This window comes from Pseudomonas sp. KBS0707, from assembly GCF_005937945.2.
Classification (GTDB): Bacteria; Pseudomonadota; Gammaproteobacteria; order Pseudomonadales; family Pseudomonadaceae; genus Aquipseudomonas; species Aquipseudomonas amygdali.
In genome coordinates this window covers 2288810-2315264 of record NZ_CP041754.1, presented here as the reverse complement: position 1 = coordinate 2315264, position 26455 = coordinate 2288810, and the positions used below count along the sequence as shown (strand labels likewise).

Annotated in this window: 23 protein-coding genes and 2 pseudogenes; 6 read left to right on the top strand and 19 right to left on the bottom strand. The window is 60.6% G+C overall.

Features of this window, described 5'->3' with window-relative positions; all coding sequences use genetic code 11:
* Positions 1-13: 13 nt before the first annotated feature.
* Positions 14-301, bottom strand: coding sequence for a GNAT family N-acetyltransferase (locus FFH21_RS10840; protein ID WP_004659209.1), 288 nt, complete (start codon positions 299-301; stop codon positions 14-16).
* A gap of 474 nt (positions 302-775) precedes the next feature.
* Between FFH21_RS10840 and oprI the strand changes: the two genes are divergently transcribed.
* Positions 776-1027 carry an outer membrane lipoprotei OprI gene (oprI, locus tag FFH21_RS10835; protein ID WP_002553018.1) on the top strand — a complete coding sequence of 84 codons (252 nt, stop codon included), beginning with the start codon at positions 776-778 and terminating at the stop codon, positions 1025-1027.
* Between the two features lie 1076 nt (positions 1028-2103).
* On the opposite strand, the gene FFH21_RS10815 is transcribed toward oprI, so the two are convergent.
* The 3 genes from FFH21_RS10815 to FFH21_RS10805 form a co-directional block, all read right to left on the bottom strand.
* The gene (locus FFH21_RS10815) at positions 2104-3069 is read right to left on the bottom strand and encodes a L,D-transpeptidase family protein (RefSeq protein WP_002553017.1); all 966 of its coding nucleotides are present in this window, start codon (positions 3067-3069) and stop codon (positions 2104-2106) included.
* A 112-nt stretch (positions 3070-3181) separates the two neighbouring features.
* Entirely contained in the window at positions 3182-3463 is a 282-nt protein-coding gene (locus tag FFH21_RS10810) for a hypothetical protein (protein ID WP_002553016.1), read from the bottom strand.
* A 56-nt stretch (positions 3464-3519) separates the two neighbouring features.
* Positions 3520-4125 (bottom strand): arylesterase, encoded by a 606-nt coding sequence (locus FFH21_RS10805; protein WP_011168346.1) that lies wholly within the window; start codon positions 4123-4125, stop codon positions 3520-3522.
* 10 nt (positions 4126-4135) lie between these two features.
* Here FFH21_RS10805 and FFH21_RS10800 point away from each other — a divergent pair, with 10 nt between their 5' ends.
* Positions 4136-4819, top strand: coding sequence for an ABC transporter ATP-binding protein (locus FFH21_RS10800; protein ID WP_004664748.1), 684 nt, complete (start codon positions 4136-4138; stop codon positions 4817-4819).
* The gene (locus FFH21_RS10795) at positions 4819-7335 is read left to right on the top strand and encodes an ABC transporter permease (protein WP_011168345.1); all 2517 of its coding nucleotides are present in this window, start codon (positions 4819-4821) and stop codon (positions 7333-7335) included. The genes FFH21_RS10800 and FFH21_RS10795 overlap by 1 nt, the downstream gene beginning before the upstream one ends.
* A gap of 37 nt (positions 7336-7372) precedes the next feature.
* Here the strand turns inward: FFH21_RS10795 and greB are convergent, their stop codons facing one another.
* The 5 genes and pseudogenes from greB to FFH21_RS10765 all read right to left on the bottom strand — a co-directional run bounded on the left by greB (position 7373) and on the right by FFH21_RS10765 (position 11021).
* Complete coding sequence (gene greB, locus FFH21_RS10790; protein ID WP_004667519.1) at positions 7373-7846, bottom strand: transcription elongation factor GreB; 474 nt, start codon at positions 7844-7846, stop codon at positions 7373-7375.
* 46 nt (positions 7847-7892) lie between these two features.
* Entirely contained in the window at positions 7893-8222 is a 330-nt protein-coding gene (locus tag FFH21_RS10785) for a hypothetical protein (RefSeq protein ID WP_004659197.1), read from the bottom strand.
* Positions 8223-8326: 104 nt separating this feature from the next.
* Positions 8327-8635, bottom strand: coding sequence for a hypothetical protein (locus FFH21_RS10780; protein ID WP_019742433.1), 309 nt, complete (start codon positions 8633-8635; stop codon positions 8327-8329).
* Positions 8636-9130: 495 nt separating this feature from the next.
* Positions 9131-9493: pseudogene (locus FFH21_RS10770) on the bottom strand (DoxX family protein); the annotation flags it as partial.
* 106 nt (positions 9494-9599) lie between these two features.
* Positions 9600-11021 (bottom strand): transglycosylase SLT domain-containing protein, encoded by a 1422-nt coding sequence (locus FFH21_RS10765; protein ID WP_011168344.1) that lies wholly within the window; start codon positions 11019-11021, stop codon positions 9600-9602.
* A 181-nt stretch (positions 11022-11202) separates the two neighbouring features.
* Here FFH21_RS10765 and FFH21_RS10760 point away from each other — a divergent pair, with 181 nt between their 5' ends.
* The 3 genes from FFH21_RS10760 (at position 11203) to FFH21_RS10750 (ending at position 13966) form a co-directional block, all read left to right on the top strand.
* Positions 11203-12039, top strand: coding sequence for a TatD family hydrolase (locus FFH21_RS10760; RefSeq protein WP_011168343.1), 837 nt, complete (start codon positions 11203-11205; stop codon positions 12037-12039).
* Between the two features lie 84 nt (positions 12040-12123).
* Positions 12124-13599, top strand: a complete 1476-nt coding sequence (locus FFH21_RS10755; protein WP_004664740.1) for a methyl-accepting chemotaxis protein — start codon at positions 12124-12126, stop codon at positions 13597-13599.
* Positions 13600-13723: 124 nt separating this feature from the next.
* Positions 13724-13966, top strand: coding sequence for a hypothetical protein (locus FFH21_RS10750; RefSeq protein ID WP_004659188.1), 243 nt, complete (start codon positions 13724-13726; stop codon positions 13964-13966).
* A 13-nt stretch (positions 13967-13979) separates the two neighbouring features.
* Here FFH21_RS10750 and FFH21_RS10745 read toward each other — a convergent pair whose 3' ends face one another.
* From FFH21_RS10745 to kdpB, 10 genes and pseudogenes are all read right to left on the bottom strand, one after another.
* Positions 13980-14777, bottom strand: a complete 798-nt coding sequence (locus tag FFH21_RS10745; RefSeq protein WP_041924508.1) for an acyl-CoA thioesterase II — start codon at positions 14775-14777, stop codon at positions 13980-13982.
* 121 nt (positions 14778-14898) lie between these two features.
* The gene (locus tag FFH21_RS10740; RefSeq protein ID WP_011168341.1) at positions 14899-15660 is read right to left on the bottom strand and encodes a CHAD domain-containing protein; all 762 of its coding nucleotides are present in this window, start codon (positions 15658-15660) and stop codon (positions 14899-14901) included.
* 24 nt (positions 15661-15684) lie between these two features.
* The gene (locus FFH21_RS10735; RefSeq protein ID WP_004664734.1) at positions 15685-17694 is read right to left on the bottom strand and encodes a DUF3488 and transglutaminase-like domain-containing protein; all 2010 of its coding nucleotides are present in this window, start codon (positions 17692-17694) and stop codon (positions 15685-15687) included.
* Positions 17691-18674, bottom strand: a complete 984-nt coding sequence (locus FFH21_RS10730; RefSeq protein WP_038819861.1) for a DUF58 domain-containing protein — start codon at positions 18672-18674, stop codon at positions 17691-17693. Before FFH21_RS10730 ends, FFH21_RS10735 begins: the two co-directional genes overlap by 4 nt.
* Positions 18644-19561, bottom strand: coding sequence for a MoxR family ATPase (locus FFH21_RS10725; protein WP_004664728.1), 918 nt, complete (start codon positions 19559-19561; stop codon positions 18644-18646). The genes FFH21_RS10730 and FFH21_RS10725 overlap by 31 nt, the downstream gene beginning before the upstream one ends.
* 393 nt (positions 19562-19954) lie before the next feature.
* Positions 19955-20233: a hypothetical protein gene (locus tag FFH21_RS10720; protein WP_002552999.1), complete on the bottom strand. Its 279-nt coding sequence runs from the start codon at positions 20231-20233 to the stop codon at positions 19955-19957.
* Between the two features lie 96 nt (positions 20234-20329).
* Positions 20330-21022: a response regulator gene (locus tag FFH21_RS10715; RefSeq protein ID WP_011168338.1), complete on the bottom strand. Its 693-nt coding sequence runs from the start codon at positions 21020-21022 to the stop codon at positions 20330-20332.
* Positions 21019-23682, bottom strand: a complete 2664-nt coding sequence (locus FFH21_RS10710) for a sensor histidine kinase KdpD (protein ID WP_011168337.1) — start codon at positions 23680-23682, stop codon at positions 21019-21021. The genes FFH21_RS10715 and FFH21_RS10710 overlap by 4 nt, the downstream gene beginning before the upstream one ends.
* Positions 23683-23748: 66 nt before the next feature.
* On the bottom strand, positions 23749-24321 hold the full coding sequence (gene kdpC / locus FFH21_RS10705) for a potassium-transporting ATPase subunit KdpC (RefSeq protein WP_004664723.1): 573 nt from the start codon (positions 24319-24321) through the stop codon (positions 23749-23751).
* Between the two features lie 54 nt (positions 24322-24375).
* Positions 24376-26454: pseudogene (gene kdpB / locus FFH21_RS10700) on the bottom strand (potassium-transporting ATPase subunit KdpB).
* Position 26455 lies beyond the last annotated feature (1 nt).

The window sequence follows — 26455 nt, the reverse complement described above, 5'->3', positions numbered from 1 at the left end:
TAAACTCGATGTATCAGAGCTTGGCCGCCTGCGACTGCAGGTCATGCAGTTCCATGTATCGCTCGACGTAAGAGCAGGACGGTATGACGGAGTAGCCGATGCTGCCTGCATAGTCCAGAGCCTCCTTGGTCAGGGCGGCGGCTATACCGCGTCCACGCAAGGCATCGGGCACAAAGGTCCGGTAGAAATCCAGCGTCTGCTTGCCGAGATCCATGTACGTCAGGTAGGCACGGTGGCCGTCGATAATGATTTCGAAATGGTGGCCGACTTCGTCATGGTGGATGGACAACGCCTCGCTCATCGCTACTCCTCGCGGGTCTTGGAATTTGACCCGTACCTTACCGGTCTTTTTCAGGCGAAGGAACATCTACGCCGCCCAGTGTCTGTTTTCGACACCGGATAAGAGCATTGCCGATCTCGACGTACATCACATTCAGATAGTAGGCACCATTGCCGGATATGCTCAAGCGCAGTCGGATTAAAAACGCCTAGAAATGCCCATGCACCGACCGACAGTCAGATATGTAAGGTTTTTGCAGATGTTCAAGCGAGTCCCGAGGAACCGCCGATACGGGCGGGGGGTCCAGTGAAAGTGGATAGTTTTTGTACAGAACGCTTGAGAAGTAACGCGGAACACTTTCAAAGCAGGGAATTTTAGCAGCTTCTTGCGCTGGGTCCGTTTACTTACTACAAACAATGGGTACTATGTACGCCGGTCGTTTTCTCATTTTCGAGAGATGACTAATTTGAACAAAATTCCTTGAAGGTGAACACGATGAACAACGTTCTGAAATTCTCTGCTCTGGCTCTGGCCGCAGTTCTGGCTACCGGTTGCAGCAGCGTATCCAAAGAAACCGAAGCTCGTCTGACAGCTACCGAAGACGCAGCAGCTCGTTCGCAAGCACGTGCCGACGAAGCCTACCGCAAGGCTGACGAAGCTCTGGCTGCTGCTCAAAAAGCTCAGCAAACTGCTGACGAAGCCAACGAGCGCGCTCTGCGCATGCTGGACAAAGCTAGCCGCAAGTAATAATCCCCCGGGATTATTGAAAGCCGATCCGGCAACGGGTCGGCTTTTTTTATGCCTGTTATCTGACTGGGTGACTTTGTTATCCCAGACGCCTCTCGTTCCTCACGCTCCGCGTGGGAATGCAGTTCGTGACGCTCCGCGTCACACGGCGGTTCTGCGATGTCAGGTGGATCGGGGTTCGACTCAGGTCACCTTTGTTATCCCAGACGCCGCTCGTTCCTCACGCTCCGCGTGGGAATACAGTTCGTGACGCTCCGCGTCACACAGCGGTTCTGCGATGTCAGGTGGATCGGGGTTCGACTCAGGTCACCTTTGTTATCCCAGACGCCGCTCGTTCCTCACGCTCCGCGTGGGAATGCAGTTCGTGACGCTCCGCGTCACACGGCGGTTCTGCGATGTCAGGTGGATCGGGGTTCGACTCAGGTCACCTTTGTTATCCCAGGCGCCTCTCGTTCCTCACGCTCCGCGTGGGAATGCAGTTCGTGACGCTCTGCGTCACACGGCGGTTCTGCGATGTCAGGTGGATCGGGGTTCGACTCAGGTCACCTTTGTTATCCCAAACGCCGCTCGTTCCTCACGCTCCGCGTGGGAATGCAGTTCGTGACGCTCTGCGTCACACGGCGGTTCCGAGACATCAGTGATATATGTTTCTAGCTCAGGTCACCTTTGCGCCCTTACGGCGCCCTACTTTGAGGGACCAAAGTAGGCAAAGTCCTCGCTCCTGTTTCCGGCCCGACTTCGTCGGGTTCCTTCGCCCTGTCACTGATCCGGGGGCCGCCGCAACGGGCCATCCTTGGCCCGGTGCGGCTTGCTCGGCGTCCTGCCTCGCATCCCCCGGATCAGCGTCAGGGCTCAGCCGTCACTAAGGTCGCACTCTGCGTCGTCAGTGCCATCGCGGTTGAAAAGCACTGCTCTGGCAGCGGCTGCGCGTAAGGCGTGGATGTTGTGCGGCAGCACAGATGTGACGCGGAGCGTCACGAACTGCATTCCCACGCGGAGCGTAGGCACGATGGTCATTCGCCTGATTTCGCAGAACCGTTGTGTAAGGCATAGCATTGGCGCGCGAACAGGTTGGACTACTGAAAAATCACAGGCTCTTCAGCACTCGCAGGCGCTTTGCCCGGTTCTGCGATTTCCACCGGCATGCCGTCTTCGGCCGCGACCACATCACGTACTACGTCCCAGTTCATGCGCAGGTTGTTGGCCAGGTCGTCACGTTTGAGCAGTGCATTGATGACCGCAGTGTGCTTGTCGACCACCGAAGGGTTGCCCAGGTCATCGACCGGTGTGTGTGCTTCAAGGTAAACCTTGCCGCCACTGATGCCGAATTTGTAGGGCTCGCTGATGATTCGCACGGTCGTACCGACCGGAGCCATGTCGGCCAGTTCCAGCACGTTGTTGTTGTACATGCGGAAACAGCCATGACTGGTGCGCATGCCAATACCGAACTTCTTGTTCGAACCGTGGATCAGGTAGCCGGAAAGCCCAAGACCGAATTTGAACGGCCCCAGCGGGTTATCCGGACCGGCAGGCACTACGTCAGGCAGCGGATCACCGTCGGCAGCATGCTCGGCCTTGATCGAGGCAGGTGGCGTCCAGGTCGGGTTTGGCGTCTTGGCCGTTACCTTGGTCACCCCGATGGGCGAACCCCAGCCTTCACGACCGACACCCAGCGGATAGGTGTGCACGACATTCTGCCCTTTGGGGTAGTAATACATGCGGTACTCGGCAAGGTTGATGACTATCCCTTCGCGCGGGCCCGGCGGCAGAATGAAGCGGGTCGGCAGCACGATGTCCTTGCCTGCACCCGGCAACCAGGGGTCAACACCAGGGTTGGCCGCGATCATTTCCAGATAACCCAGATCGTATTTTGTGCCCAGATCGGCAAAGGTGTCCTCGTATTTGGCCTTGATGACCTGCACCTGGCCCACGATGTCCTCGCCGGGCGGCGGCAACGGAAATTCCAGAGCATGGACAGAGCTCGCCGCGCACAGAGCAGCAAGCGACAGACAGCGGGTAACGGCTGGAATGCGCGACAACATCCGGGAAGATCCTTCGGGTAACGACTATAGAGATGGAAACAACAACTGAAGTGTACACCGGCACTTGCCGGATCGGGGATATCTGCGCCTGACCGGCGCGTTTCGGCGACAGCTAGAGTTCAGGCCAGATCGGATTCATGCCCCTGCGCTGCGCATCCATGATGGCCTTGCACAGCGGGCAAAGGCGCTCATCGCGCATGGCTTGCAGTTCGACGGCGCGCATCTGCGGCTGGGCAGGCAACAACGTGCCACACAACGTCCGGTCGATCGAGCCGCCCAGCTCCAATTGGCGAGCAATCAGATGGACGCGCACTTCCTGACAGGCGAACAGATCCAGCTGCTCATGGGGCTCAAGCATTTGATAGGCATACAGGGACCAGGCGGGACGCGGCATGGGGGGCTCCAGATCGGGGGCGCCACATTAGCCGAAAGCCCCCGTCCGGGAAAGCCTCAAAGCAGCGGTTTCAGGCTCGGCCAGACATTTTCCAGCAACTTGCCCTGAGCAGCCGCCGCCGGATGCAGACCATCAGCCTGCATCAGTTCGGGCACTCCGCCCACACCTTCCAGAAAGAAGTGCACAAACGGGACTTTTTTCTGCTCGGCCAGGTTGCTGTAAACCTCTTTGAACGCGTTGGTGTAACGCGGCCCGTAGTTGGGCGGTATCTGCATGCCCAGCAGCAACACTTTCGCACCGGCTGCCCGAGAGCTGTCGATCATCGATGAAAGGTTTTGTTGCAATTGAGCGGGCTGCTGGCCACGCAGTCCGTCGTTGCCACCCAATTCGAGAATAACCAGTTCCGGCTTATGCTCTGCAAGCAGCGCAGGCAAACGCGCCTGGCCCCCGGCACTGGTGTCGCCACTGATCGACGCATTGACCACCTTGTCGTCGAATCCCTCCTTGCTCAGACGCTGCTCCAGCAGGCTGACCCACCCCACGCGGGTATCCAGTCCGAAAGCCGCACTGATACTATCCCCAACGATCAATACCGTGCCCGCCAACGCGCCCTGTGACAGCAGCAGTAACCCCAGGCCAGCACTTAAAAACAACGCACGCATCGGATTCTCCATGAGTGAAAGTATTCTCAGTGCCCAAAGCCTCAGCAAAGTAGTCCCCAGCACCGAAGGTGACCTGACCATCCTGCACGAACTCTCCCTGGAACTAAACAAGGGCGACACACTGGCCATCGTCGGTGCATCCGGTTCGGGCAAATCCACCCTGCTCGGCTTGCTTGCCGGGCTTGACCTGCCCAGCTCCGGTTCGGTCATCCTCTCGGGCCGCAACCTGAGTGAGCTGGATGAAGACCAGCGCGCCAGAGTACGCGCCGAGCACGTCGGTTTTGTATTTCAGTCATTCCAGTTGCTCGACAGCCTCAATGCGCTGGAAAACGTCATGCTGCCGATGGAGCTTGAAGGCCGCAAGGACGCCCGCGAAAAGGCTCGCGACCTGCTTGAGCGCGTAGGCCTTGGCCAGCGCCTGACCCACACGCCTCGTCAGTTGTCTGGAGGCGAACAGCAACGGGTCGCCATCGCCCGCGCGTTTGCCGCCGACCCGGACGTACTGTTTGCCGACGAACCCACCGGCAACCTGGACAGCCACACTGGCGAGCGTATCAGCGACCTGCTGTTCGAACTGAACAAGGAGCGCAACACCACGCTGGTGCTGGTGACTCACGATGAGCGTCTGGCGCATCGCTGCCGCCGCCTGATCCGTCTTGAAGGGGGCCGACTGGTCGCCCCGCTGGAGCCTTGATGGCACGTTTGCCTTTTGCCCGTCTGCTAAGCCTCGCCGCCCGCCAACTGCTGCGCGATGCACGCGCCGGAGAGTTGCGGGTGTTGTTCTTTGCCCTTCTGGTAGCCGTGGCTGCCAGCACCGCCATCGGTTATTTCGGCGCGCGCCTGAACGGCGCAATGCTGTTGCGGGCAACCGAGTTTCTTAGCGCTGATCTGATTCTGGAGGGTTCCAGCCCGGCGCGCGCCGAGCAGGTCGAGGAAGGCAAGCGCCTGCAACTCAAGCATGCGCAGATCGTGATCTTTTCCAGCGTGATCGCCACCGATGCCGGTATCCAACTGTCCAGCATCAAAGCAGTGGATGACGCTTACCCACTGCGCGGCGAGCTTAAAAGCGCTGCGGACCTGTATCAGACCGAGCAGGCTGGCAGCGGCCCCAGGCCCGGTGAAGCCTGGGCCGAGGCGCGACTGTTTCCAGCCGTTGATCTGAAGGTCGGTGATGATATCGACGTCGGCTCGAAACCCCTGAAACTGACTCGGGTACTGACGTACGAGCCAGACCGTGCGGGCAACTTCTACAGCCTGACCCCGAGGGTGATGATCAATCTCCAGGATCTCGCCGCTACCGGCGTAGTGCAACCGGGCAGCCGAGTCAGTTACCGGGAAATGTGGAGCGGCCCGCCCGAAGCGCTGGCCGCCTACCGTAAAGCCATCGAGCCGACTCTGGAACCGCATCAGGAAATCAAGGACGCCCGCGATGGCAGTCAGCAGATTGGTGGCGCGCTGGGCAAGGCTGAACGTTATCTGAATATGGCGAGCCTGGTGGCCGTACTGCTGGCGGGCGTTGCCGTGGCGCTTTCGGCATCCAGGTTTGCCGCACGGCGCTTCGATGCCAGCGCCCTGCTGCGCTGTCTGGGCCTGTCACGCGGCGAGACCATGACCCTGTTCAGCCTGCAACTGGCGATCATCGGCCTGCTGGCCAGCCTGAGCGGCGCGCTGCTGGGCTGGCTGGCGCAATTGGGGTTATTTGCACTGCTGCAAAATCTATTGCCGGCCGCCGTACCTCCGGGCGGCCTTTTGCCTGCGCTGGCAGGCATGGGCACCGGGCTGGTGGCATTGGCCGGTTTCGCCCTGCCACCGCTGGCAGCACTGGGTCGCGTGCCGCCGCTGCGCGTGCTGCGCCGTGACATGCTGCCGATCCCCGCCAGCTCATGGCTCGTGTATGGCGCGGCGCTGTTCGCGCTGGGCCTGATCATGTGGCGCCTGAGCCTGGACCTGGTGCTGACCTTTGCCCTGTTGGGCGGTGGCGTCGTCGCCGCGCTGATACTGGGCAGCCTGTTGCTGCTGGCGCTTAACAGCCTGCGCCGCCTACTGGCCGGTGCGTCGCTGCCCTGGCGGCTGGGCCTGGGGCAACTGCTGCGTTACCCGCTGGCCGCTGCCGGTCAATCTCTGGCCTTCGGCCTGATCCTGCTGTCGATGGGTTTGATCGCGCTGCTGCGCGGTGAACTGCTCGACACCTGGCAAAACCAGCTGCCCAAGGACGCACCAAACTATTTCGTGCTCAATGTGTTGCCATCAGAGAAAGAAAACTTCGCCCAGACCCTGAGCAAGCTGTCCACCCACTCGGCTCCGCTCTACCCGGTAGTGCCGGGACGTCTGACCAGCATCAACGGTGAACCGGTGGGCAACTTCGTGACCAAGGACTCGCGTGGTGAAAACGCCACTCGCCGCGACCTGAGTCTGACCTGGGCCGCCGATTTGCCCGAAGGCAATACCCTGACTGCCGGTAACTGGTGGAAGGCGCTGCCGGCCTCAGGCCAGAGCGACGCGACGCCCGGGGTATCGATCGAGACCAAGCTGGCCGAAAGCCTGAAGATCAAGCTGGGCGACCGCCTGAGCTTCATTGTCGGTGGCCTGACGCGCGAAGCCGTAGTCACCAGTCTGAGGGACGTGAACTGGGATACCTTCCAGCCCAACTTCTTCATGATCTTCCAGCCCGGCACTCTGGCTGATTTGCCCACCACTTACCTGACCAGCTTCTACTTGCCGCCTGGCCAGGACAAACAGATTGTCGAGCTTTCGCGGGCCTACCCGTCGATCAGTATTCTGGGAGTGGAGGCCTTGCTGGCGCAGGTGCGCAGTATTCTTGATCAGGTCACGCTGGCCGTGCAATTCGTGCTGCTGTTTGTGCTGGCGGCCGGTATTGCCGTGCTGTTCTCAGGGTTGCAGGCGACCCTGGACGAACGCATCCGTCAGGGCGCGCTGCTGCGTGCACTCGGCGCAGAGCGAGCACTGCTGATCAAGTCACGGCGCATCGAATTCGGTTTGCTGGGGGCTGCCAGCGGCGTGCTGGCGGCGCTGGGCTGTGAGCTGGTGAGCTTCGTGCTGTACCGCTACGCCTTCTCACTGGAATGGCAGCCGCATCCGTGGCTATTGCTGCTGCCGGTAATCGGTGCCCTGCTGGTGGGTGGCGCTGGCATATTCGGCACGCGCCGCGCACTGAACGTCAGCCCGTTGACCGTACTGCGCGAGGGTTGAGCGCGACTGGCCGGACCACGACGCTGTGCGTCCGGCCTCACTGCTCATAAACAATCGAATTCACAAACCACAGCTTTTCGCCTTCCGGCGTGTTGACCAGCACCTCATCGCCCTCTTCCTTCTTCAACAGGGCGCGCGCCATGGGCGAGTCGATGGAGATGTAATCGTTGCGCCCGTAGATCTCGTCATACCCGACAATGCGAAATTTCTTGAGGTCGCCCGCTTCGTTCTCGATCTCGACCCAGGCACCGAAGAACACTCGCCCTTCCTGCTCCGGCGAATACTGGACGACACGCATGTCTTCAAGGCGCTTGCGCAGGTAGCGCACGCGCCGGTCGATCTCGCGCAGCAGTTTCTTGTTGTACTGGTAATCCGCGTTCTCGCTGCGATCACCCAACGACGCTGCCCAGGCGACCTTTTGAGTAATGTCAGGCCGGTGCTCTCGCCACAGGTAATCGAGTTCTTTCTTCAGGGCTTCATGCCCGCCCCTGGTGATGATCTTTGTACTCAAGACGTTTCTCCAGCCCTGCAAAAATCAGTTCGACAGGCATAAAAAGTCAGCGACGCGCCACCTCATGCTGGATGCAGCCGTCGTAATACACCTTGCTGACAGCATCAGGCTTCAAACGCGACTCGCTGTCGTAGGTCTGCTCGGTGATACGCAATGCCATGGGTCGCATCCACTGTTTGGCGAACTTGCGCGCCTGCAGCTTTTGCCGCGCCCCGTAACGGGTAACGCCTGACAGCTTGGAAGCCTGCGCACCACTGGCAATGGTCGAGCCCCAGCGACAAAGATAACGCTCGTTCTCCGTCGCGTTTCTGGCCTGAACGGAAAAAGCCAGCCCGGAAAGCGTCAGGCACGCCAGAGCACAATAGACCAAACGCATGCGGAAACCACCTAATCCTTTGATAAGGCGGCGATTTTGCCTGTCAGTTCACAGGCCGGGGGCCAGCAATATGCCTTCTATGCCAATTGAATACGTCCGCTGTTTCAACCCAGCGTAATCAGGCCCTGACGGGCAATACGCGTCAGCTCACAAATGAGCTGCTCGACGTCGTCAGCCTGCGACGATTGCACCACCGCCAGGTCGAACTCATCGTTGCCAAAGTGGCTCAACGACGAGTTCGTATCGACAAACTGAATTAGAAACGCACAGTTACCAGCGCCCCGACGAGGCCAGCCATCGAGATAGCGCAACAGCGTAGGCTGATGAGAGCCGCTCAGAAGGATTTTCGGGTTCTTGCGTGACAAGGCCGTGCTGATAGGGGAAAGACGAATGAGGGGGCGCAGGTTGTTCATGGTTATATCTCTGCCTCGCAAGATCCGCTGGGCAGCGGTGAGAGGCAACACCGAACCAACGTTTTAGCGGTATCTCGACAAGACCTGAGCCTTGCCAGGCGCCCCGCAAGTAGTTGTTAAATCGGCGCTTGAGCACGCATCCTAGAGAAACGCCCCATTCATTGTCAATTGTCATCCGTGACGCGAGCCTGCAAACGCACAAGGCCCGCCAGAAGCGGGCCTTGCAGGACAAGCATAGCCGGTTATCGGGAGATGACGCGGTCCAGCGACAACTTGCCTGCACCTTCGATAAGCACTGCCAGAGCGCCGCCGAGCAACGCCAGCGCATACTCATAACCGTTATTGGCCGATTGTGTTGAAAAAGTCGGCTTTCCCGAAACACTCGAATATTGATGATGAAAACACCTCAGTTGCACGCGGCTACGTGAACTCTGAGTGCTGAACGGTCTGCCAAAAATTCAGATTTCAATCTAAGGCGCGTACTTTTCTCCCGCGGAATTCAAAGCCGACTTTTTCAACAGAATCGGCCATGAAGAAACCGTTATGGATATGCACGGTAAAGATCGCTACCAGCAACAACAGGATCACCACTACCGCAGCCGGACGAGCCAGCAGCCCCAACAGCAGGCCCAGACCGCCAAAGAACTCGGCGCTGCCAGACATCAGCGCCATCAGATAACCCGGTGTCAGGCCCAGGCTTTCCATGTACTGCGCAGTGCCTTCCAGGCCATAACCGCCGAAGGCCCCGAACAGCTTCTGACTGCCGTGAGCGATAAAGGCAATACCGACAATAACGCGCAACAGGGTAAGGCCGTAACCGGCGCGAGTGTTGAGAACCGATTTGATCATTGTGTTCATGTGGGTAATTTCCGGGATTGATTAAGTGAAAGTGGCGCCATCATAATCAAATTTACTTATGTGAAAACCGCAAATAACAGCACGTAACAATCCAATAAGTCGATGATTAGCGTTTTAAGGCGGTTTTCGGCCCACTCTTTTCCAGCGAGTCTCGCTCGCGATCAAATGCCAGGTAATACTTGTTCACGCTGTTGACGAACGCAACGACGTTGGCACCGCCCTGCTCCATTGCCACGCGCTCGGTCTGGAAAAACCACTGATCTGGATTGAGCCCGCGCCGCCGCGCTTCCTCTCGCATGCCTTGCACACGCTCCGGCCCCAGGTTGTAGGCGGCCATCACAAACGCCATACGCTCGCGCTCGTTGACTCGGCTGCTGGAGAAATACTTGCGCTGGATCAGCGCCATGTAACGCGAACCTGCACGGATGTTGTCGTCAGCGCTCTGAATGCTCGGTACTCCGACGCTTTTTGCCGCCGACGGAGTGATCTGCAACAGCCCTGTCGCGCCACCACTGCCCTTGGCTGCCGGGTCGAGCTTCGACTCCTTGAACGCCAGGGCAGCGAGGTCCAGCCAGTCCATACCCTGCGCATCGGCGTGGCGTTGCAGCATCGGACGCAGTTGCTCAAGACGTTGCAGGTTGTTGCGTACCAGCGGGTTGTTGACCTTGTAGGTGTTTTTGTAAGCCTTGGCGAGCACCTGATCCTGCTGAGCCGAAGGTTTATAGCCTTTGAGGAAATCATCGATACTGGCCCGCAGCTGGGTTGCGTTGTCACGTACAAACCAGCTGATGTCGCCGTGGGTCTGCAAGGTCAGGCCGCGCTCGATACGCAACTTGGGCATGATCTTCGCCCAACGCTCGGCAATAGGCTGCTCGACCAGTGTCATCGGGTAAATACCGGCCTGGACCATCTCCAGCACATCTTCGACTGCCAGGCTAGGGTCGACCCATTCGATCTTGGCCAGCGGCAGCTTGCGCAGCTCCAGTTGCCGATTGACCTGATGCAGGGCCTCGTCGGCCGCGCTGCCGGTGGGCAGGCTCAGTGTATGTCCCGACAGTTGCTCCACACGCCGTACGTTGCGCTGGCCACGCGTGCCGACCAGCACCAGAGGCACATCATGAATGATCGGCGCACTGGCCTGAACACCTTTGGCTTCGCTGACATCAAGCAGTTCGCCAGGCGCGATCATATCGCCTTCGCCGCGCTGCAACGCTGTCAGTAACTGGTTCTTGGCCTTGGGTATGACTTTGAGTGTGACCTTCTGAGCGCCGCGCGAATGGCTGTTGAGGTACTGTTCGAAGGCTTGCAGGCGATGATATTCGATGCCGATTTCCTGACCCTTGACGTCACCTGAGCTGTTGCGGCTTTGATTGACCAGCACGCGCAGCACCTTGCTGCTGCGAATGGCAGGCAGATCGCGCACCTGCGCGTTGTGCTGCACGGCCTGTGGGCCAGTCTGACGAGCAGAAACCTGCAGCGGCAGCAGCGCCAACAGACACATAAAAGACACAAGCGCGGATCGGATCATTCACTTCCCCAGGGCAACGCCGGAAAAAAAACAGGAAAAAGGAAATCTTGAGGTCACGCAGCAGCATCGAACAGCGAAGGAAATCGTTGAACCATCCGGCTCAATCGCTTGAATACCCAGCGTTTTCTTATTGTGGCCGGAGCTCTGGTATGCTCGACAGCCTTCAGCTGGAGGTAGCACCATGCAACTCATCGACATCGGCGTCAATCTGACCAACGCAAGCTTCGCCTCGCAACGACAGGCGGTACTCGATCGCGCCTATGCCGCAGGCGTCGAGCAACTGGTGGTGACCGGCACCAGCGTCGAGGGCAGCGAACACGCCTTGCAGCTGTGTCACGAGCTGGATGAAAGCGCGCAACGCCTGTTCTGCACGGCAGGCATCCACCCGCACTCGGCGAGCGATTGGACCGGTGACACCGAGAAACAGTTGCATGCCCTGCTCAAGGAAAATCGCGTTCGCGCCGTGGGTGAATGCGGCCTGGATTTCAATCGCGACTTCTCGCCTCGTCCGCAGCAGGAAAAGGTTCTTGAAGCGCACCTGGCCATGGCGGTGGAACTGCAATTGCCGGTGTTTCTGCATGAACGTGACGCCAACCAGCGCCTACTGGAGATTCTGCGTGACTACCGCGACCGTCTGCCGGCTGCGGTGGTGCACTGCTTTACTGGCGAACGCGCCGCGCTGTTCAGTTATCTGGACCTCGACCTGCACATCGGTATCACCGGCTGGATCTGCGATGAGCGACGCGGCACGCATCTGCACCCGCTGGTGGGCAATACTCCTCGCGGCCGGCTGATGCTGGAAAGCGATGCGCCTTATCTTCTGCCACGCAGCCTGCGCCCGAAGCCGAAAAATGGCCGCAACGAACCCGCTTACCTGCCGGAAGTCTTGCGCGAAGTGGCTTTGCACCGGGGCGAAAGCCAGGAAGATCTCGCCCGTCACAGCACGGCCTGCGCGCGGGAGTTTTTCGATTTACCCACCCTGGAACAGATAACCGGCGAAAATCTGCAGCTTCCTTGACCCGCATCAAGGGTCTCTTTGTTGGCTGAGGCATCGTGATGGCATCTTGCTGCTACCTCACACGACCATCAAAGAAGACCGCTCATGGGCTCATGGCTTGGCAACCTGTCACTGAAATATAAATTCTGGGCCGTGAATGCGGTCGCCTTCGTCACAACCCTGTTGCTGGTGCTTTACGCCATGCAAGCAGAACAGCAGGCACGAGTAGATACGTCACGTCAGGCAGCGCAAGCTCAGGCCCGCTTGCTGGCCGCGTGGCCTGCCGACGCAGTGCTGCCCGCCAGTGATACGTTGCTGACTTACAACAAAGGTCAGACACCGACCTTCAATACCCTCGCGCTGCCGGAACTGGCTGACGCCCGCGACTGGGTTGCGCTGAATAAACCAGCCAACGACAGACTACTGGGCGGCGCGCAGATCTTCACCCATAGCACCGGCCAGCAGGTCGCGGTGCTGGCTTTTGCTCCGACCTTCCTGCAGGTATTTCAAGATCGCTTCAGCCATTACGCAGCCGCGGTTTTCGTGCTGATGCTGTTGATGCTCTGCGCCTCGCAACTGCTGATCCGTTTTCTGCTCAGCCAGCTCAACGCGCTCAAGGATGTGATGCTGCACGTCGAAAAAAGCGGCGATCTGGCGGCCCGCGTGCCTAACCGCAGTGACGATGAGGTCGGGCAGATGGCCAAGGCGTTCAATGCCATGCAGGCCGGGTATCAGCGGGTGGTCAATACAGTTTCGCAAACCGCAGGCCGACTCGATCAGGGTGCCGCGCATCTGGCTGCGGGCATGAAGGATGTGCGCCAGGGCATGCTCGGTCAGCAAAGCGAAACCGATCAGGTAGCCACGGCAATCAACGAGATGACCGCCACGGTCCATCACATTGCCCAGCACGCCACGGCCACACGCGACCAGTCGCAGACCGCCGACGCGTTGGCGGGCAGTGGCAAGGAAGTGGTCGACCGCGTGCAGGTATCCATCGCCGGGCTCTCCAGCGGCGTGCAACAGACCGCCGAAATGATCCAGCGCATGGCCCAGGACAGCCAGAAGATCAACGGCGTGGTCAACGTGATCCACAGCATTGCAGAACAGACCAACCTGCTGGCCCTGAATGCCGCCATCGAAGCCGCACGCGCCGGGGAAATGGGTCGCGGCTTTGCCGTGGTAGCCGACGAAGTGCGCAATCTGGCCAAACGGGTGCAGACCTCGACCGATGAAATCACCACAATGGTTTCGACCCTGCAAAGCGGCACCCGCGATGCGGTGGATTTCATGCAGGAGAGCTCATTCAAGGCCGATGAATGCGTGCAGCAGGCCAAGGAAGCGGGCGAAGCGCTGGCGGCCATTGCCGGTGCCGTGGCACAGATGCGCGAAAGCAATACGCAGATTGCCGTCGCCGCGCAGCAGCAAAGTCAGGTGGCCGAGGAAATGAACCGTGCGGTGGTGAGTATCCGCGATGTCACCGAACGCACGGTGGTGCAGACCGTGGACTCGGCCAGCACCAGTGACGAACTCGCCACGCTGGCGGGCGAGTTGAATGCTGCAATCGGCCAGCTCAAGTTGTAACAGGCTATCGCGGCGATAGACAGGCTTGAGTCGTCAGCGATCAGCAAGCGGGCCTATGCTTCAGGCATTGAACGGCGCTTTACGCACCGTCCTGAACAAGCGCTATCTTTAAGAGGACCGCAGCATGAACAAGCCACTTTCCGATCTGCAGCTCAATCAATGGCGTGACAACAACGACAATCAGGAGCACTCGGCCAGCCTGGCCATGTACCTGATTGCCGTACCATTGTTCATTCTGGCGGCCCTGCTGATACTCAACGGCCTGTTCTCCGAGAGCCTGCCATCGATTGCCATCGGCATTATCGGCCTGCTGGCTGCGCTGGGTTTTCAGCGCAAGGACGCCGCCCGCTCCGCCCGCAAATATTGACCTGCCTTGTCAGTCAGCCAAACACCGTCACCGTCTGGCGGCTGATTGCGATCAGTTCGCCGTCGGGGCTCCACAACGCTGCTGCGGTGTGACCATAGCCATCCCGGGCGTGTTCGATGACTGCGCGATAACTGCACCATTGCAGCGTATCGAGCAATGGCTGTGGCTGGACGAATTCGATGGTCCAGGTCAGCGAACTGCCCGGTGCGGGCTTGTTGAGGTGCGGCAATACCGCAGGCGGCCAGGTGTCGACCAGCGCCAGAATATGGGCCTCGCTCATGGGGCTGGCATGCGCCTCATCACGAAAACGAACATGACCACCAATTGCCGGTGACGGGGTATTGCTGAATGGCATGCCGCCCAGCGCCCAACGAATGTCCATGAAACGCAAGTAGTCGGGCATCACGCCCCTGGCAAAAGGCAGCTCCGGGCATTGTTCTACCGGCTTGAGCACTGGCGCGGCCTCTGCTGCAACCGCAATCATCGACTCACGAGGCGCGCCGAAGCTGCCTTGTATCAAGGTCATCACCTGACCGTTCTGCATGGCGCTCCCCGATACCTGACTGACAGCCTTGCCGTGACGCAGAATTTCAACGTCAAAAGCAATCGACACGCCCGGCTCGGCCGGCCCGACAAAGGTAATCGCCAGCGAGCGAACCGGGCGCCCTTCCGGCACCTCGGCACGCATCGCTTCATAGGTCAGCGCCGCCATCAACCCGCCGAAGCAGGCGCGCCCCTGGGACCATTCGGCAGGGATCGTGACAGCACGCGGGTCGCGACGCACCGCCTCGATCAATTCGGAAAAGGTCATGCTTACTCCAGCAAGTCGACATACAAGTGGATGGATGATAACCATCCTCTTAGTCAACGACATGCCGCATATTGGCCATTATTGCGGCCTGAATGACCTATTTCATAAAAAAGCCACTGCCTTAGAAACAGGCTTTGGCCAGCCGCTTGAGCGACGCCTCGGCCTTGCGCTCGGCACGCACGATGCCGATCTGCCAACCCGCAATGCACGGCGCCAGATCCGGCTGCTCGGCAGCCTGCGCCAGCCATTGCAAATGATCATGCCAGTCGCCCAGCTCGCCTTGTGCGGCCTTGAGCCGGGCCTGCATGTTTTTCGGCTGGTGGCTGAGTTCCGGGTACGCTTCGGCGGCGTAACGCACGCGTTTGATCAACAGGCGCAGGTCATGCCGATCATGCCCAGGCTCGGCGATGGCCACACGTAGCTTGCTCCATTGTTTGTCCATGCGCTTTTCGATGGTCTTGCGCAGGCCGCGCAACATTCCCTGACGCTGTTGCAAACGCAGTAGCTCCGGGAATTGGTCGATCAGCTTGAGCAGGCGGCTCAGTTCAGGCGACGTCGCAACCCTGGGGCAGGCATTTCCCAAGTACTGGTTGCGCTTGAAAGCGGCCTCGTTCAGGCCCTGCTCTTCAAGAAACGCGGCGAGCACCTGCATGTCACGCAAAGGCGTGGTCAGTTGCCCTACCGCTTTTGCGGCCTCTTCCAGTTCTGCGGCAGCCGGGTTTTCCCGCAGGGGCCGCAGTACGCTACGCAGACGACGCACGGTGGTACGCAAATCATGCAGCGCTTCGCTGTCCGTCGAAACCGCAAGGCGTGCCTGGCACGCGAGCAATTTGACATCCAGCGCCAGCACCTCGGCCACCAGATGATCCACCATTGAAGGCATGCAATTCCCCTTCGACACACTCATTCATGAATGCCTGTCCCTGACGGCTGACAACCTCCATGGCAGACGACGACGCAACGTGCTTAATGCATGCCTCAAGCGGCTGGCCGAAGCCAGCCGCCCGGCGTAGCGCTGCGCCTGAAATTCGCGGATGAAAGCTTCGATGGCCTCGGCATGCTGCGGAAAATACAGCACCGCTCTGCGGCAGAATGCGTCAGCGCCTTCACCCGGCATACGACGCAGACCATGACGGGCGAGCAAGCGTTCAAATGCGTTGAACACGCGCAGCTGCGAGTCGCTTTCGCGTTGCCAGGGTTTGAACAGCCATAACGCCACCAGCCCCAGTGAAAACAGGGTTCCCAGGACGAAAACCGGCGCTTGGAAGCCAGAAAACCAACGGCCGAGAATTTGTAACTGCTGTTGTCCCTGATAGCCCAGCACCCAACGCTGCCAGCCATAGTTGAGGTTATCCCAGCTCAGGCGTATGGCGTTGACCCAAGGCACATTGCGATAGCGTAACGCTGAATAGGGCGACTCCTGCAGAAAGGCTTCGTCTGCTGCCAGCGCTTGCTCCAAGCCCTGTTCGATACGCTGCGGTGCAACTGCTGCGGTGGGGTCGACACTGCGCCAGCCGATACCCGGCTGCCAGTATTCGACCCACGCATGCGCGTCGAACTGGCGCACGGTCAGGTAGTGCCCGTCGGGGTTCAGTTCGCCGCCTTGATACCCGGCCACGACACGCGCCGGAATACCCGCAGCGCGCAGCACAAAAGTCATTGCGCCGGCGTAGTGGGCGCAAAAACCCTGACGACTCGCAAACAGAAACTCATCAATGCTGTCATTGCCCAACGGTGCGGGCTTGAGGGTGTAGTGAAACGGCTGGTCGCTGAAATAACCCAGCATCGCGGCGACCATCGCATCCGCCGTAGTGTAGCGACGGCGCAGTTCAGCCGCCCACTGCCGGGCCTGATCATTCCCCTTGGCGGGCAATTGCAGGTTTTGGCGCTGGACCTGTTCGCTGGATTGCGGGTCGCGAATACTCAGCGGCCAGGAATTGACGGCATATAACAGCGATTGCTCGACGGGACGCCGGCGTTGCAGGCGGAAGTCGCTCATCTGCCGAACGTCCGGCAACGTGGTCTCGGCCACGTCGAGGCTCGGCAACCAGGGCCGACCGCTGGCTTCCATGACAATGCTGTAAGCCAGTGGATCGCCGCGCTTTTCCCACTGCGGGATCTGCACGGTCTGGGCACGTGCCGACTGTGACCAGCGCCGCCCATCGAACTGCTCAAGGGTCAGACCGCGCCAGTACAACTGATTACGCGCCGGTATCGGCCCTTCAAAACTGGCCCGAAATACCAGTGCCGGCGACTTGCTCAGCTCGGCCATGTCGCCCGGTGCCATGTTGTCGGACAGCCCAGTGACGCCCTTGTTGCTCGGTTGCGGCAACGACCAAAGCGGGTCCAGACGTGGAAAAAACAGAAACAGCACAAGCATCAACGGCACAGCCTGCGCCATCAGCTTGAACGCCAGCTTGAGCGTATCGGTTGATCTGCCAGCCAGATCCGCTTGCTGCAGACCAATCAACGCGGCCAGCAGCGCGCCGACCGGCAGCAGGCTGAAAAGCGCCCACAGCAGGTTGTCTTCAAACAGATAGCCGACCGCCACGCAAAAGAAACCGAGGAAGATCAGCACCCGAGCGTCGCGATGGTTGTTCATTTCCAGCATTTTCAGAACGAATGCCGCAACCAGTAAAGCCGCACCGGCATCCAGCCCGACAAGGCTGCCACGCGCCAGATACACGCCACCGGCAGTGCCCACCAGCAACCCTGACTTGATCCAGGTGCCGGGCAGCCGCGCGCGCATCCGGAACACCTGAACCCGCCAGCATGTGCAGCCCAGCCACAGAAGCGTGATCGATACCGGCACGTGCAGCGCGAACGGCAACACGACCAATGCCTGCGCCAATAGCAGCCAGGTAAGGCTGACACGCGGAATGGGTGCGGCTGCGAGCGCCTTATTCTTGTCACTCATGATCGATGACCATAAAGCGCCAACGCACGCAGGCAGGCTTCACGGTGCGCATCACCGCTGTCGACCGTGGACAGAAAACCTGGCAGGCGCAAGGCAAACGGCTGACGACGCTGGGACAGCTCCAGTACCCAATAACACAGGCGCGACAAACGCTCCTCGATATCGCCGCCCAGCGCCATGAAGTCCAGGCACAGGTCGTGGCCGCTCAAATCAGTGAAGTCCTTGACCAGCAACCCCTGACCTCGGGAATAGGCTTTCCAGTGCAGACGACTGAGGTTATCGCCCGGCTGGTAGCTGCGCAGCCCCTGATAATCATCGACACCGGCACCCTGAGTGGCCTGACCGTCGTCCTCGGCGTGGGGCTGCACGCCTTTTAGCAGCGGCATGGCACCCGACAGTGGCCGCGGATAGATCAAGGCGCTCTGCTCCAGATCCAGCCAGCTCCAGGCGCGGAAAATGCCCAGCGGAAACACACTCTCGACCCGCAGCCTTGGCGCATGCAGCCAGCCGCGCTTTTCGGCAGGCAGGGTCAGTTCCACATCGGTCAGCCCGCGAGGCAGTACATCGCCGGATTGCAGAGCTGTCGCAGTCCAACCCACGCCCAAGGCGTGGTGGGCCTGGCTGGCACTTTCCAGGCGCAGGCGCAATTGCACCGGTTCGCCGACAAACACTGAACGCGCCACACCCGCACTGAGAATCAAGCCGCTGAGGTTGCGATACGTGTGCAAAATGGCCAGCACGCCAATCGACAACAACAGAAAGGTCAGCCCGTAGGCCAGGCTGTTCTGATAATTGATCGCCACCAGCAGCATGAGCACGATCACGACCTCAAAGGTCATGCCGGTGCGCGTCGGCATGATGAAGATGCGCCGATGGTCGAGCGTGATGCGTGACGCCGGAGGAATTCGTCTTGCCAGCCAGCGTTGCCAAAACGGTTTGAGCGGCTCGATCAAAGCACCGGCACCTCGCGCAATAACCACTGCACCAGCGCCCCGCCGCCATGCCCGGTCGGGTCGCTGCGCTCGCGCAGCCGATGGCCGACCACCGACGGCAATACCGCCTGCACATCCTCGGGAATGACGTAATCACGCCCCAGCAACATCGCCCAGGCCCGCGCTGCGGCCAGAATCGCCAGGCTCGCCCTGGGCGACAGTCCATAGGCGAATTGCGGCTGGCTGCGGGTTGCCTCAACCAGTCGCAGCACATAGTCGACCAGTGCATCGCTGGCCCGCAACTGCCGTGCATGCGCCTGCAACTGGCCAAGCATGGCGTGGTCCAGAATCGGCTGCAGGCGCGGTAAAAGTTCGCGACGTGACTCGCCAAGCAGCAGCGCTTTCTCCGCCGCTCTCGCCGGATAGCCCATGGAGATGCGCATCAGGAACCTGTCCAACTGAGACTCGGGCAAGGCAAAGGTGCCACCAGAACTGAACGGGTTCTGCGTAGCGATCACGAAGAATGGATCGGGCAACAGACGTGTCGCGCCCTCAATGGAGACCTGCCCTTCTTCCATGGCTTCCAGCAACGCGCTCTGGCTCTTGGGCGTGGCGCGGTTGATTTCGTCGGCCAGCACCAGTTCGGCGAAGATCGGCCCGGGATGAAAGGTGAAATGCCCGCTGTCCCGATCAAATACCGAAGTCCCCAGGATGTCACCCGGTAGCAGGTCGGACGTGAACTGAATGCGCTGATAACTCAGGCCCAGAATTTTCGCCAGCGCATGGCTGAGCGTGGTCTTGCCCATCCCCGGCAAGTCTTCGATCAGCAAATGCCCGCCGCCGATCAGGCAGGTCATCGCCAGCCGTACCTGCACTTCCTTGCCCAGTACCACTTCATTGATGGCGCTCAGGCATGCATCGAGTTTTCTACCCATCGAAAGCCCCTTCCGGCAACTGCTTAATGACTGTGGGACTGCAAGCGATGCTAGTGTCCGAACACTTTAAGATGAGCGTAGGCCGTTTCGCTAGAGTCGGTAGGGATTTGATGTGATGCGAGCATACGGAGCGAGAGGTATCTGGACAAACACTGTGCGGAACGGGCGACGGTTCGCTAGTCCGCGAAGGCGATGTTGAGAGCGATATATCTCCTGCGAATTTAAGGCCCTTTTCGCGGACAAGTCCGCTCCCACGACTTGAACTACCGTAAGACGCTCCGCGTAAGCATGCCGTTTGCGGCTTTAGATTATCGTGCGACGCTCCGCGTCGGCATGCCGTTCTGGACGCTCTGCGTCCACGATGGCATGTACAACGCGGTGCAGGCTCAGCTATCAACGGCCAGCGCGGGACTCGCGGATGTAGAAGCGGGCTTTTTCGGCTTTTTCGGTGCAGCCTTCAAATGCTTCGAATTGTTGCTGGGTCTTGGCACCGGTCAGCAGCGACAGGGCCTTGGAGTAACTGACGGTGCCGGCGAAGCCTTCGGCCTTGGCCAGATCAAGCTCGTGCCAGGCAGCGTCTATCTGGGTGGCGCAGCTGTCTCGATACCCGGTCTTGCCAGCGCAACCTGCAAGAACCAAGACAAGCAATGGCAGACAGATAAAGGCTTTCATGGGGGTGTTACCTCAGGAGTGAATATGGAGTGTGCGGCTTTGACGGTTCGATGCAGTAAAAGTGCCGTGCCACGGGGGGATGGTCGCTTTTTTCATCTAGTGGTCGGCCATCAGACGATACCCTATTCCAGGCTCGGTGAGGATGAACCTCGGGGCGGTCGGATCGTCTGCCAGTTTCTGACGCAAATGCCCGACCACAATGCGCAGGTAGTGGCTGTCATCGGTGTGGGTAGGCCCCCAGATATCCTTAAGCAACTGCTGCTGGGTAATGACCCGCCCAGGGTGGCGTGCCAACTGCGCCAGCACCGCGTATTCCTTGCGCGTCAGCGCCACTTCCTGACCATCGAGCAGCACCCGGCGATAGGCCAGGTCGACGGTCAGCGGACCGAATTGAAGGGCCGACTCCGGCTTGTCGCTACCGGAAACCTGCCTGAGCAGCGCCCTGATTCTGGCCAGAAACTCCTGAATGCCGAACGGTTTGGTCACGTAGTCGTTGGCCCCTGCGTCCAGCGCCTGGACTTTCTGTGCTTCGCTGGCGCGTACCGAAAGCACCAGTACCGGCACCGCTGACCACTCGCGAAACTCGCTGAGCACTTGCTGACCGTCCATGTCCGGCAAGCCAAGATCAAGCACCAGCAAATCCGGCTTGTTCAATGCCGCCTGGGTCAGGCCATCCCCGCCGGTGGCCGCTTCGAGCACCTTGTAGCCCTGAGACACCAGACTGATGCGCAAAAATTTGCGAATCTGCGGCTCGTCATCAATGACCAGAATGGTTGCCGCCTGGCTCAAGCTGACTCCTCCATTTCCACATCGGGCTGCGCCTGCAACGGCAGGAACAAGGTGATGCGCGTCCCCTGCCCGTCAATGCCTTCCTCGACGCTGAGACGTCCACCATGCGCGCCAATCATGCCCTGACAGATCGCCAGCCCCAAGCCCGTGCCCTGCCCGCCCCGATCACCGCGTGCCGCGGTATAGAACATGTCGAAAATCTTCGCCCGTTCATCCTCCGGAATGCCCGGCCCTTCGTCACTGACCGAGAAGAACAGCTCGCTGTCGAGCACACCCGCCGCCACATGCAAGCGCCCGTCGACAGGTGAAAAGCGTGCAGCGTTTTCCAGCACATTGACCAGCGCCTGCTCGATCAGCGCCGCATGCACGTACAGCAATGGCAGCTCGCCGGTCACCTGGGTGCTGACCTGCAAGGGTGCCAGCACGGCGCGCAGCCGGTTGAGCGCACTGCCGACGATATCGGCAGGCGACACCCAGTCTCGTGCAAGTTTCAGCGCGCCATGCCCCAGGCGCGTCATGTCCAGCAGGTTCTGGATATAGCGATCCAGACGTTCGGCTTCGTCGCGTGTACCTTCCAGCAGCTCGCGGCGATCCTCCAGCGGGATGGCTTCGCCCAGCGCCAGCAGGCTGTCGATGCTGCCGCGCATGGACGTCAGTGGCGTGCGCAGGTCGTGGGACACAGAGGCCAGCAAGGCGCTGCGCAATTGCTCGGTTTCACCATGCAGACGCGCGGCTTCAAGCTCTTGCGCCAGTTGTGCGCGAGCCAGCGCCTGCGCCAGCGGCTGGGTCAGCGCCGCCAGCAGACGCCGGTGTTGCGCGGTGAACGACTGGCCTTCACGCGCACTGACACCCAGCAGGGCCAGTGGCCCTTCTTCCGCGGTAATCGGCCACCACCACCAGCGCCCGGACGGTAGCGTGCCGGTGCCGCTGCCAGCCGGTTGATCGTGCTGCCAGGCCCAGTCGGCGGAGGCACGTTCGGCTTCCGAGAAGGTCAGCGGCCCACCAGTCTCAACAACCAAACCGCCCTGACCGTCACGATCAACCAGGCACAGATACAATTCCTTCCAGCCGGAAAAATGCTGTTCGGCGGCATTGAGCACCGCTTTGCGATCCGTGGCAGCGGTCATCTTGCGCGACAGGTCGAGCAGTTCGCTGGTCTGTTCCTGAGTATCACGCAACGCCTTCAACTGCCTGCGCTGGCGCGCCGCAAGCTTGCCGGTCAGCGCCGACATCAGCAGGAAGAACAGCAGCGTCAGCACGTCTTCTTCGCGCTGGATGTTCAGGGAAAAACTCGGTGGAATGAACAGAAAGTCATAGGCCAGAAATGATAGCCCGGCACACGCCAGCGCCGGTCCCATGCTGCTGCCCACCGCAACCAGCAACACCGCCGCGAGAAAGATCAGGGAAATGTTGGGCAGCGCCAGCACGCCCGACACACCCCAGGCGACCAGACTGGCAAACAGCGTGGCGACAAAGGCCAGGCCGTAATCGAACCACACCACTTCGCGAGCCGGGCGTGCGCGCGGCGGTTGATCGGGTAGCTCTTCACTGTCGTCGAGCACTGAAATTTCCAACCCGTGCCCTTCACGCAACAAACGTGAGGCAACACCGCCGCCAAACACCCGGCGACGCCAGTGCCGACGCGACTGACCGACCAGCACCACGCTGGCACGCCGTTCAATGGCATGCTGCACCAGTGTTCTGGCAACCTCTCCGGCACGTAATGAAACCGCCTCGCCACCCAGCCGCTCGGCCAGTTGCTGAGCGCTTTGCAGGCGCGCGCGGGACTGCTCGTCGAGGGTTTGCCCGTCGTCCACATGCACGGCGCTCCACGGCAGGTGGCGACGCTGAGCAACCCGACTGGCGTGACGCACCAGGCGCTCGGCATGGGTATCACCGTCGATGCCCACCAGCATCCGCCCACGGACTGCCGGAGCCGACTGGCCCAATTGCCGGTAGCCCTGCGCCAGATCGTTATCGACCTGCGCCGCAGCGGTCTGCATGGCCATTTCGCGCAGCGCAGTGAGATTGGTTTGCGTGAAGAAAGCGTCGATGGCCGCGCGCGCCTGCTCAGGCACGTAAACCTTGCCGTCGCGCAGGCGCTCCAGCAGTTCGCGCGGCGGCAGGTCGATCAGCACCAGGTCGAAAGCTTCCTGCAACACCCAGTCCGGCAGCGTTTCGCGCACCTGCACCCCGGTGATACCGCGCACCTGATCATTAAGGCTTTCCAGGTGCTGGACGTTGACCGTGGTGTAGACGTCGATGCCGGCAGCGAGCAGTTCCTGAATGTCCTGCCAACGCTTGGTATGCCGACTGCCGGGCGCATTGGTGTGCGCCAGTTCGTCGACCAGCACCAATGCCGGTGCCGCCTTGAGCAAGGCATCAAGGTCCATTTCTTCGAGGGTCATGCCGCGGTATTCGGTGCGCAGCAAGGGCTGTTGCGGCACGCCATTGAGCAGCGCTTCGGTTTCCGCACGGCCGTGGGTTTCCACCACGCCCGCCACGACCCTGACGCCCTGACGCAACTGCGCATGGGCCGCCTGAAGCATGGCGTAGGTTTTGCCCACGCCCGGCGCGGCACCGAGAAAAACCTTCAGCCGCCCGCGCCCTTCGCGGGGCAGCTGGGCCAGCAGTGCATCAGCTCGACCGGAATCACTCACCTTGGTTACCAACCCTCTCTAATCATCTACAGCTTAGTGAATCTGCTGCGAACACGGCGCACTTTGTTACAACTGCGCGTTGCGCGGTGCAGACGGTAACTGATTCAGGCTCATATTCAAGGCCAATACGTTGACCACGGGCGGGCCTATCAGCGGACGTTGCGTATTGGCGTCGATCAGCGCCTGTACTTTCTCCAGCGGCAACTGGCGCGCCGCGGCAACGCGACCGGCCTGCCAGGCAATGGCTTCAGGCGAGAGATGCGGGTCCAGACCGCTGCCGGACGTGGTCAGCAAGGCCAGTGGCACCGGTTCCTGCGAGGCATTGGCCAGTTTCGCAACGTCCTCTTTCACGCGTGTCACCAGTGCCGGGTTGCTCGGCGCGAAGTTGCTCGCGCCACTGGCTACCGTCGCAAACGCGCCTGCCGAAGGACGCGACTGAAACCACTCATCACCGGTAAACGACTGGGCGATGAGTGCCGAGCCGCGCACTTTGCCCGCCGCGTCGTACACCAGGCTGCCATTGGCCTGCGCCGGAAACGCCACTTGCGCAACCCCGGTGACTACCAGTGGATAGGCCACGCCGGTGATCAGGCTCATCAACACGATCAGGCTCAAGGCCGGACGCAATACATTGGACATCTGCACATCCTCAATCAGGTGAGGCTGCACGCCGACCGGCGTGCAGCACAGGCTTCAAACAAGGCCGAGTGCGACCAGCAGCATGTCGATCAACTTGATGCCGAGAAACGGCACAACGATGCCGCCCAGGCCATAGATCAGCAGGTTGCGACACAACAGATGCGCCGCGCTGGCGGCCTGAACCCGCACGCCACGCAGGGCCAGCGGGATGAGCACAACGATGATCAGCGCGTTGAAGACGATGGCCGAGACAATCGCACTTTGCGGGCTGGCCAGTTGCATGACGTTGAGCACGCCCAGTTGCGGATAAATCGAGGCAAACAGCGCAGGCAGCACGGCGAAGTACTTGGCCACGTCATTGGCAATCGAAAACGTCGTCAGCGCACCGCGTGTGACCAGCAATTCCTTGCCGATCTGCACCACGTCCAGCAGCTTGGTAGGGTCGCTGTCGAGGTCAACCATTTTGGCCGCTTCACGTGCGGCCTGGGTGCCATCGTTCATCGCCATACCGACGTCCGCCTGCGCCAGTGCGGGCGCATCGTTGGCACCGTCGCCGCACATCGCCACCAGTCGGCCTTAGCCCTGCTCCTGACGAATCCGCTCCAGCTTTTTCTCTGGTGTGGCTTCGGCCAGCACATCATCGACACCCGCTTCAGCGGCGATGGCTGCGGCAGTCAATGGGTTGTCGCCAGTCACCATCACCGTGCGAATCCCCAGCTTGCGCAGCTCCTCGAAGCGCTCGCGAATACCCGGCTTGACCACGTCCTTGAGATGAATCGCACCCAGCAAACGACCGTTGGCGCAGACCAGCAGCGGCGTGCCGCCGGTCTTGGCAATCTTGTCGACTTCCCGCGCCAGGACAGGCGGCAGGTCGCTACGCTGCATGTTGATGAAGGCCAGCAGCGAATCCACCGCGCCCTTGCGGTACACATGGCCCTGATAATCCACACCGGACAGACGTGTATCGGCGCTAAACGGTACGGCGGTTACCGAACTCAGGGTGGGCTCGTTCATCGGGTGCAGGTTGCGCAGGAACTCGACGATGGATTTGCCTTCCGCCGTATCGTCGGCCAGCGACGCCAGCAAAGCACCCTCGCCCAGTTCCTTCGGGGTCACGCCGGGTGCTGCGTAAACGGCAGCGCAGCGGCGATTGCCGAAGGTGATGGTGCCGGTCTTTTCCAGCAACAGCACATGCACATCGCCCGCAGCTTCCACGGCGCGACCGGACTTGGCGATCACGTTGAGGCGCACCAGCCGGTCCATGCCGGCAATGCCGATGGCCGACAGCAGGCCGCCAATGGTGGTCGGGATCAGGGTGACCAGGAGTGCTACCAGAAACACCAGCGGCAGGCTGCCCCCGGCAAAGTGGGCGAACGGCTGCAAGGTGATGACCACCAGCAGAAAGATCAGGGTCAGGCCGATCAGCAGAATATCCAGCGCGACTTCGTTAGGGGTCTTCTGCCGCTTGGCACCTTCCACCAGCGCAATCATACGGTCCAGCGTCGATTCGCCGGGGTTGGTGCTGATGCGTATCAGCAGCCAGTCGGACACCAGCCGGGTGTTGCCGGTGACGGCCGAGCGGTCGCCGCCGGATTCACGAATAACCGGGGCTGACTCGCCGGTAATCGCCGCCTCGTTGACCGCCGCGATGCCTTCGATGACTTCGCCGTCGCCAGGGATCATTTCCCCGGCGTCGACACGCACCACATCGCCCTTGCGCAACTCGCTGGCGTTGATGGTGCGCAGGCTGCCGTTCTCATCACGAATGCGCGCCTTGAGCCCTTCGCTGCCGGCCTTGAGGCTGTCGGCGCGGGCCTTGCCACGACCTTCGGCCAGCGCTTCGGCGAAGTTGGCGAACAGCACGGTGAACCACAACCACAGGGCGATCTGCACGCAGACCGAAGTTGGCACCTGCGGGTTGGGGATGACGCACAGCACGGTGGTCAGAATGGCAGTCAGTTCCACCACCAGCATCACTGGCGAACGCTTGAGCTGGCGCGGGTCGAGCTTGACGAACGCCTGCACCAGCGCCGGACGCCACAGGGCAGCGATGCCGGTCTTGGCTGACTCGCTGGCGGCCTGAGGCTCGGCAGTTTTTACAGCATCACGTCTTGAAAAATCAGTAGTGCTCATG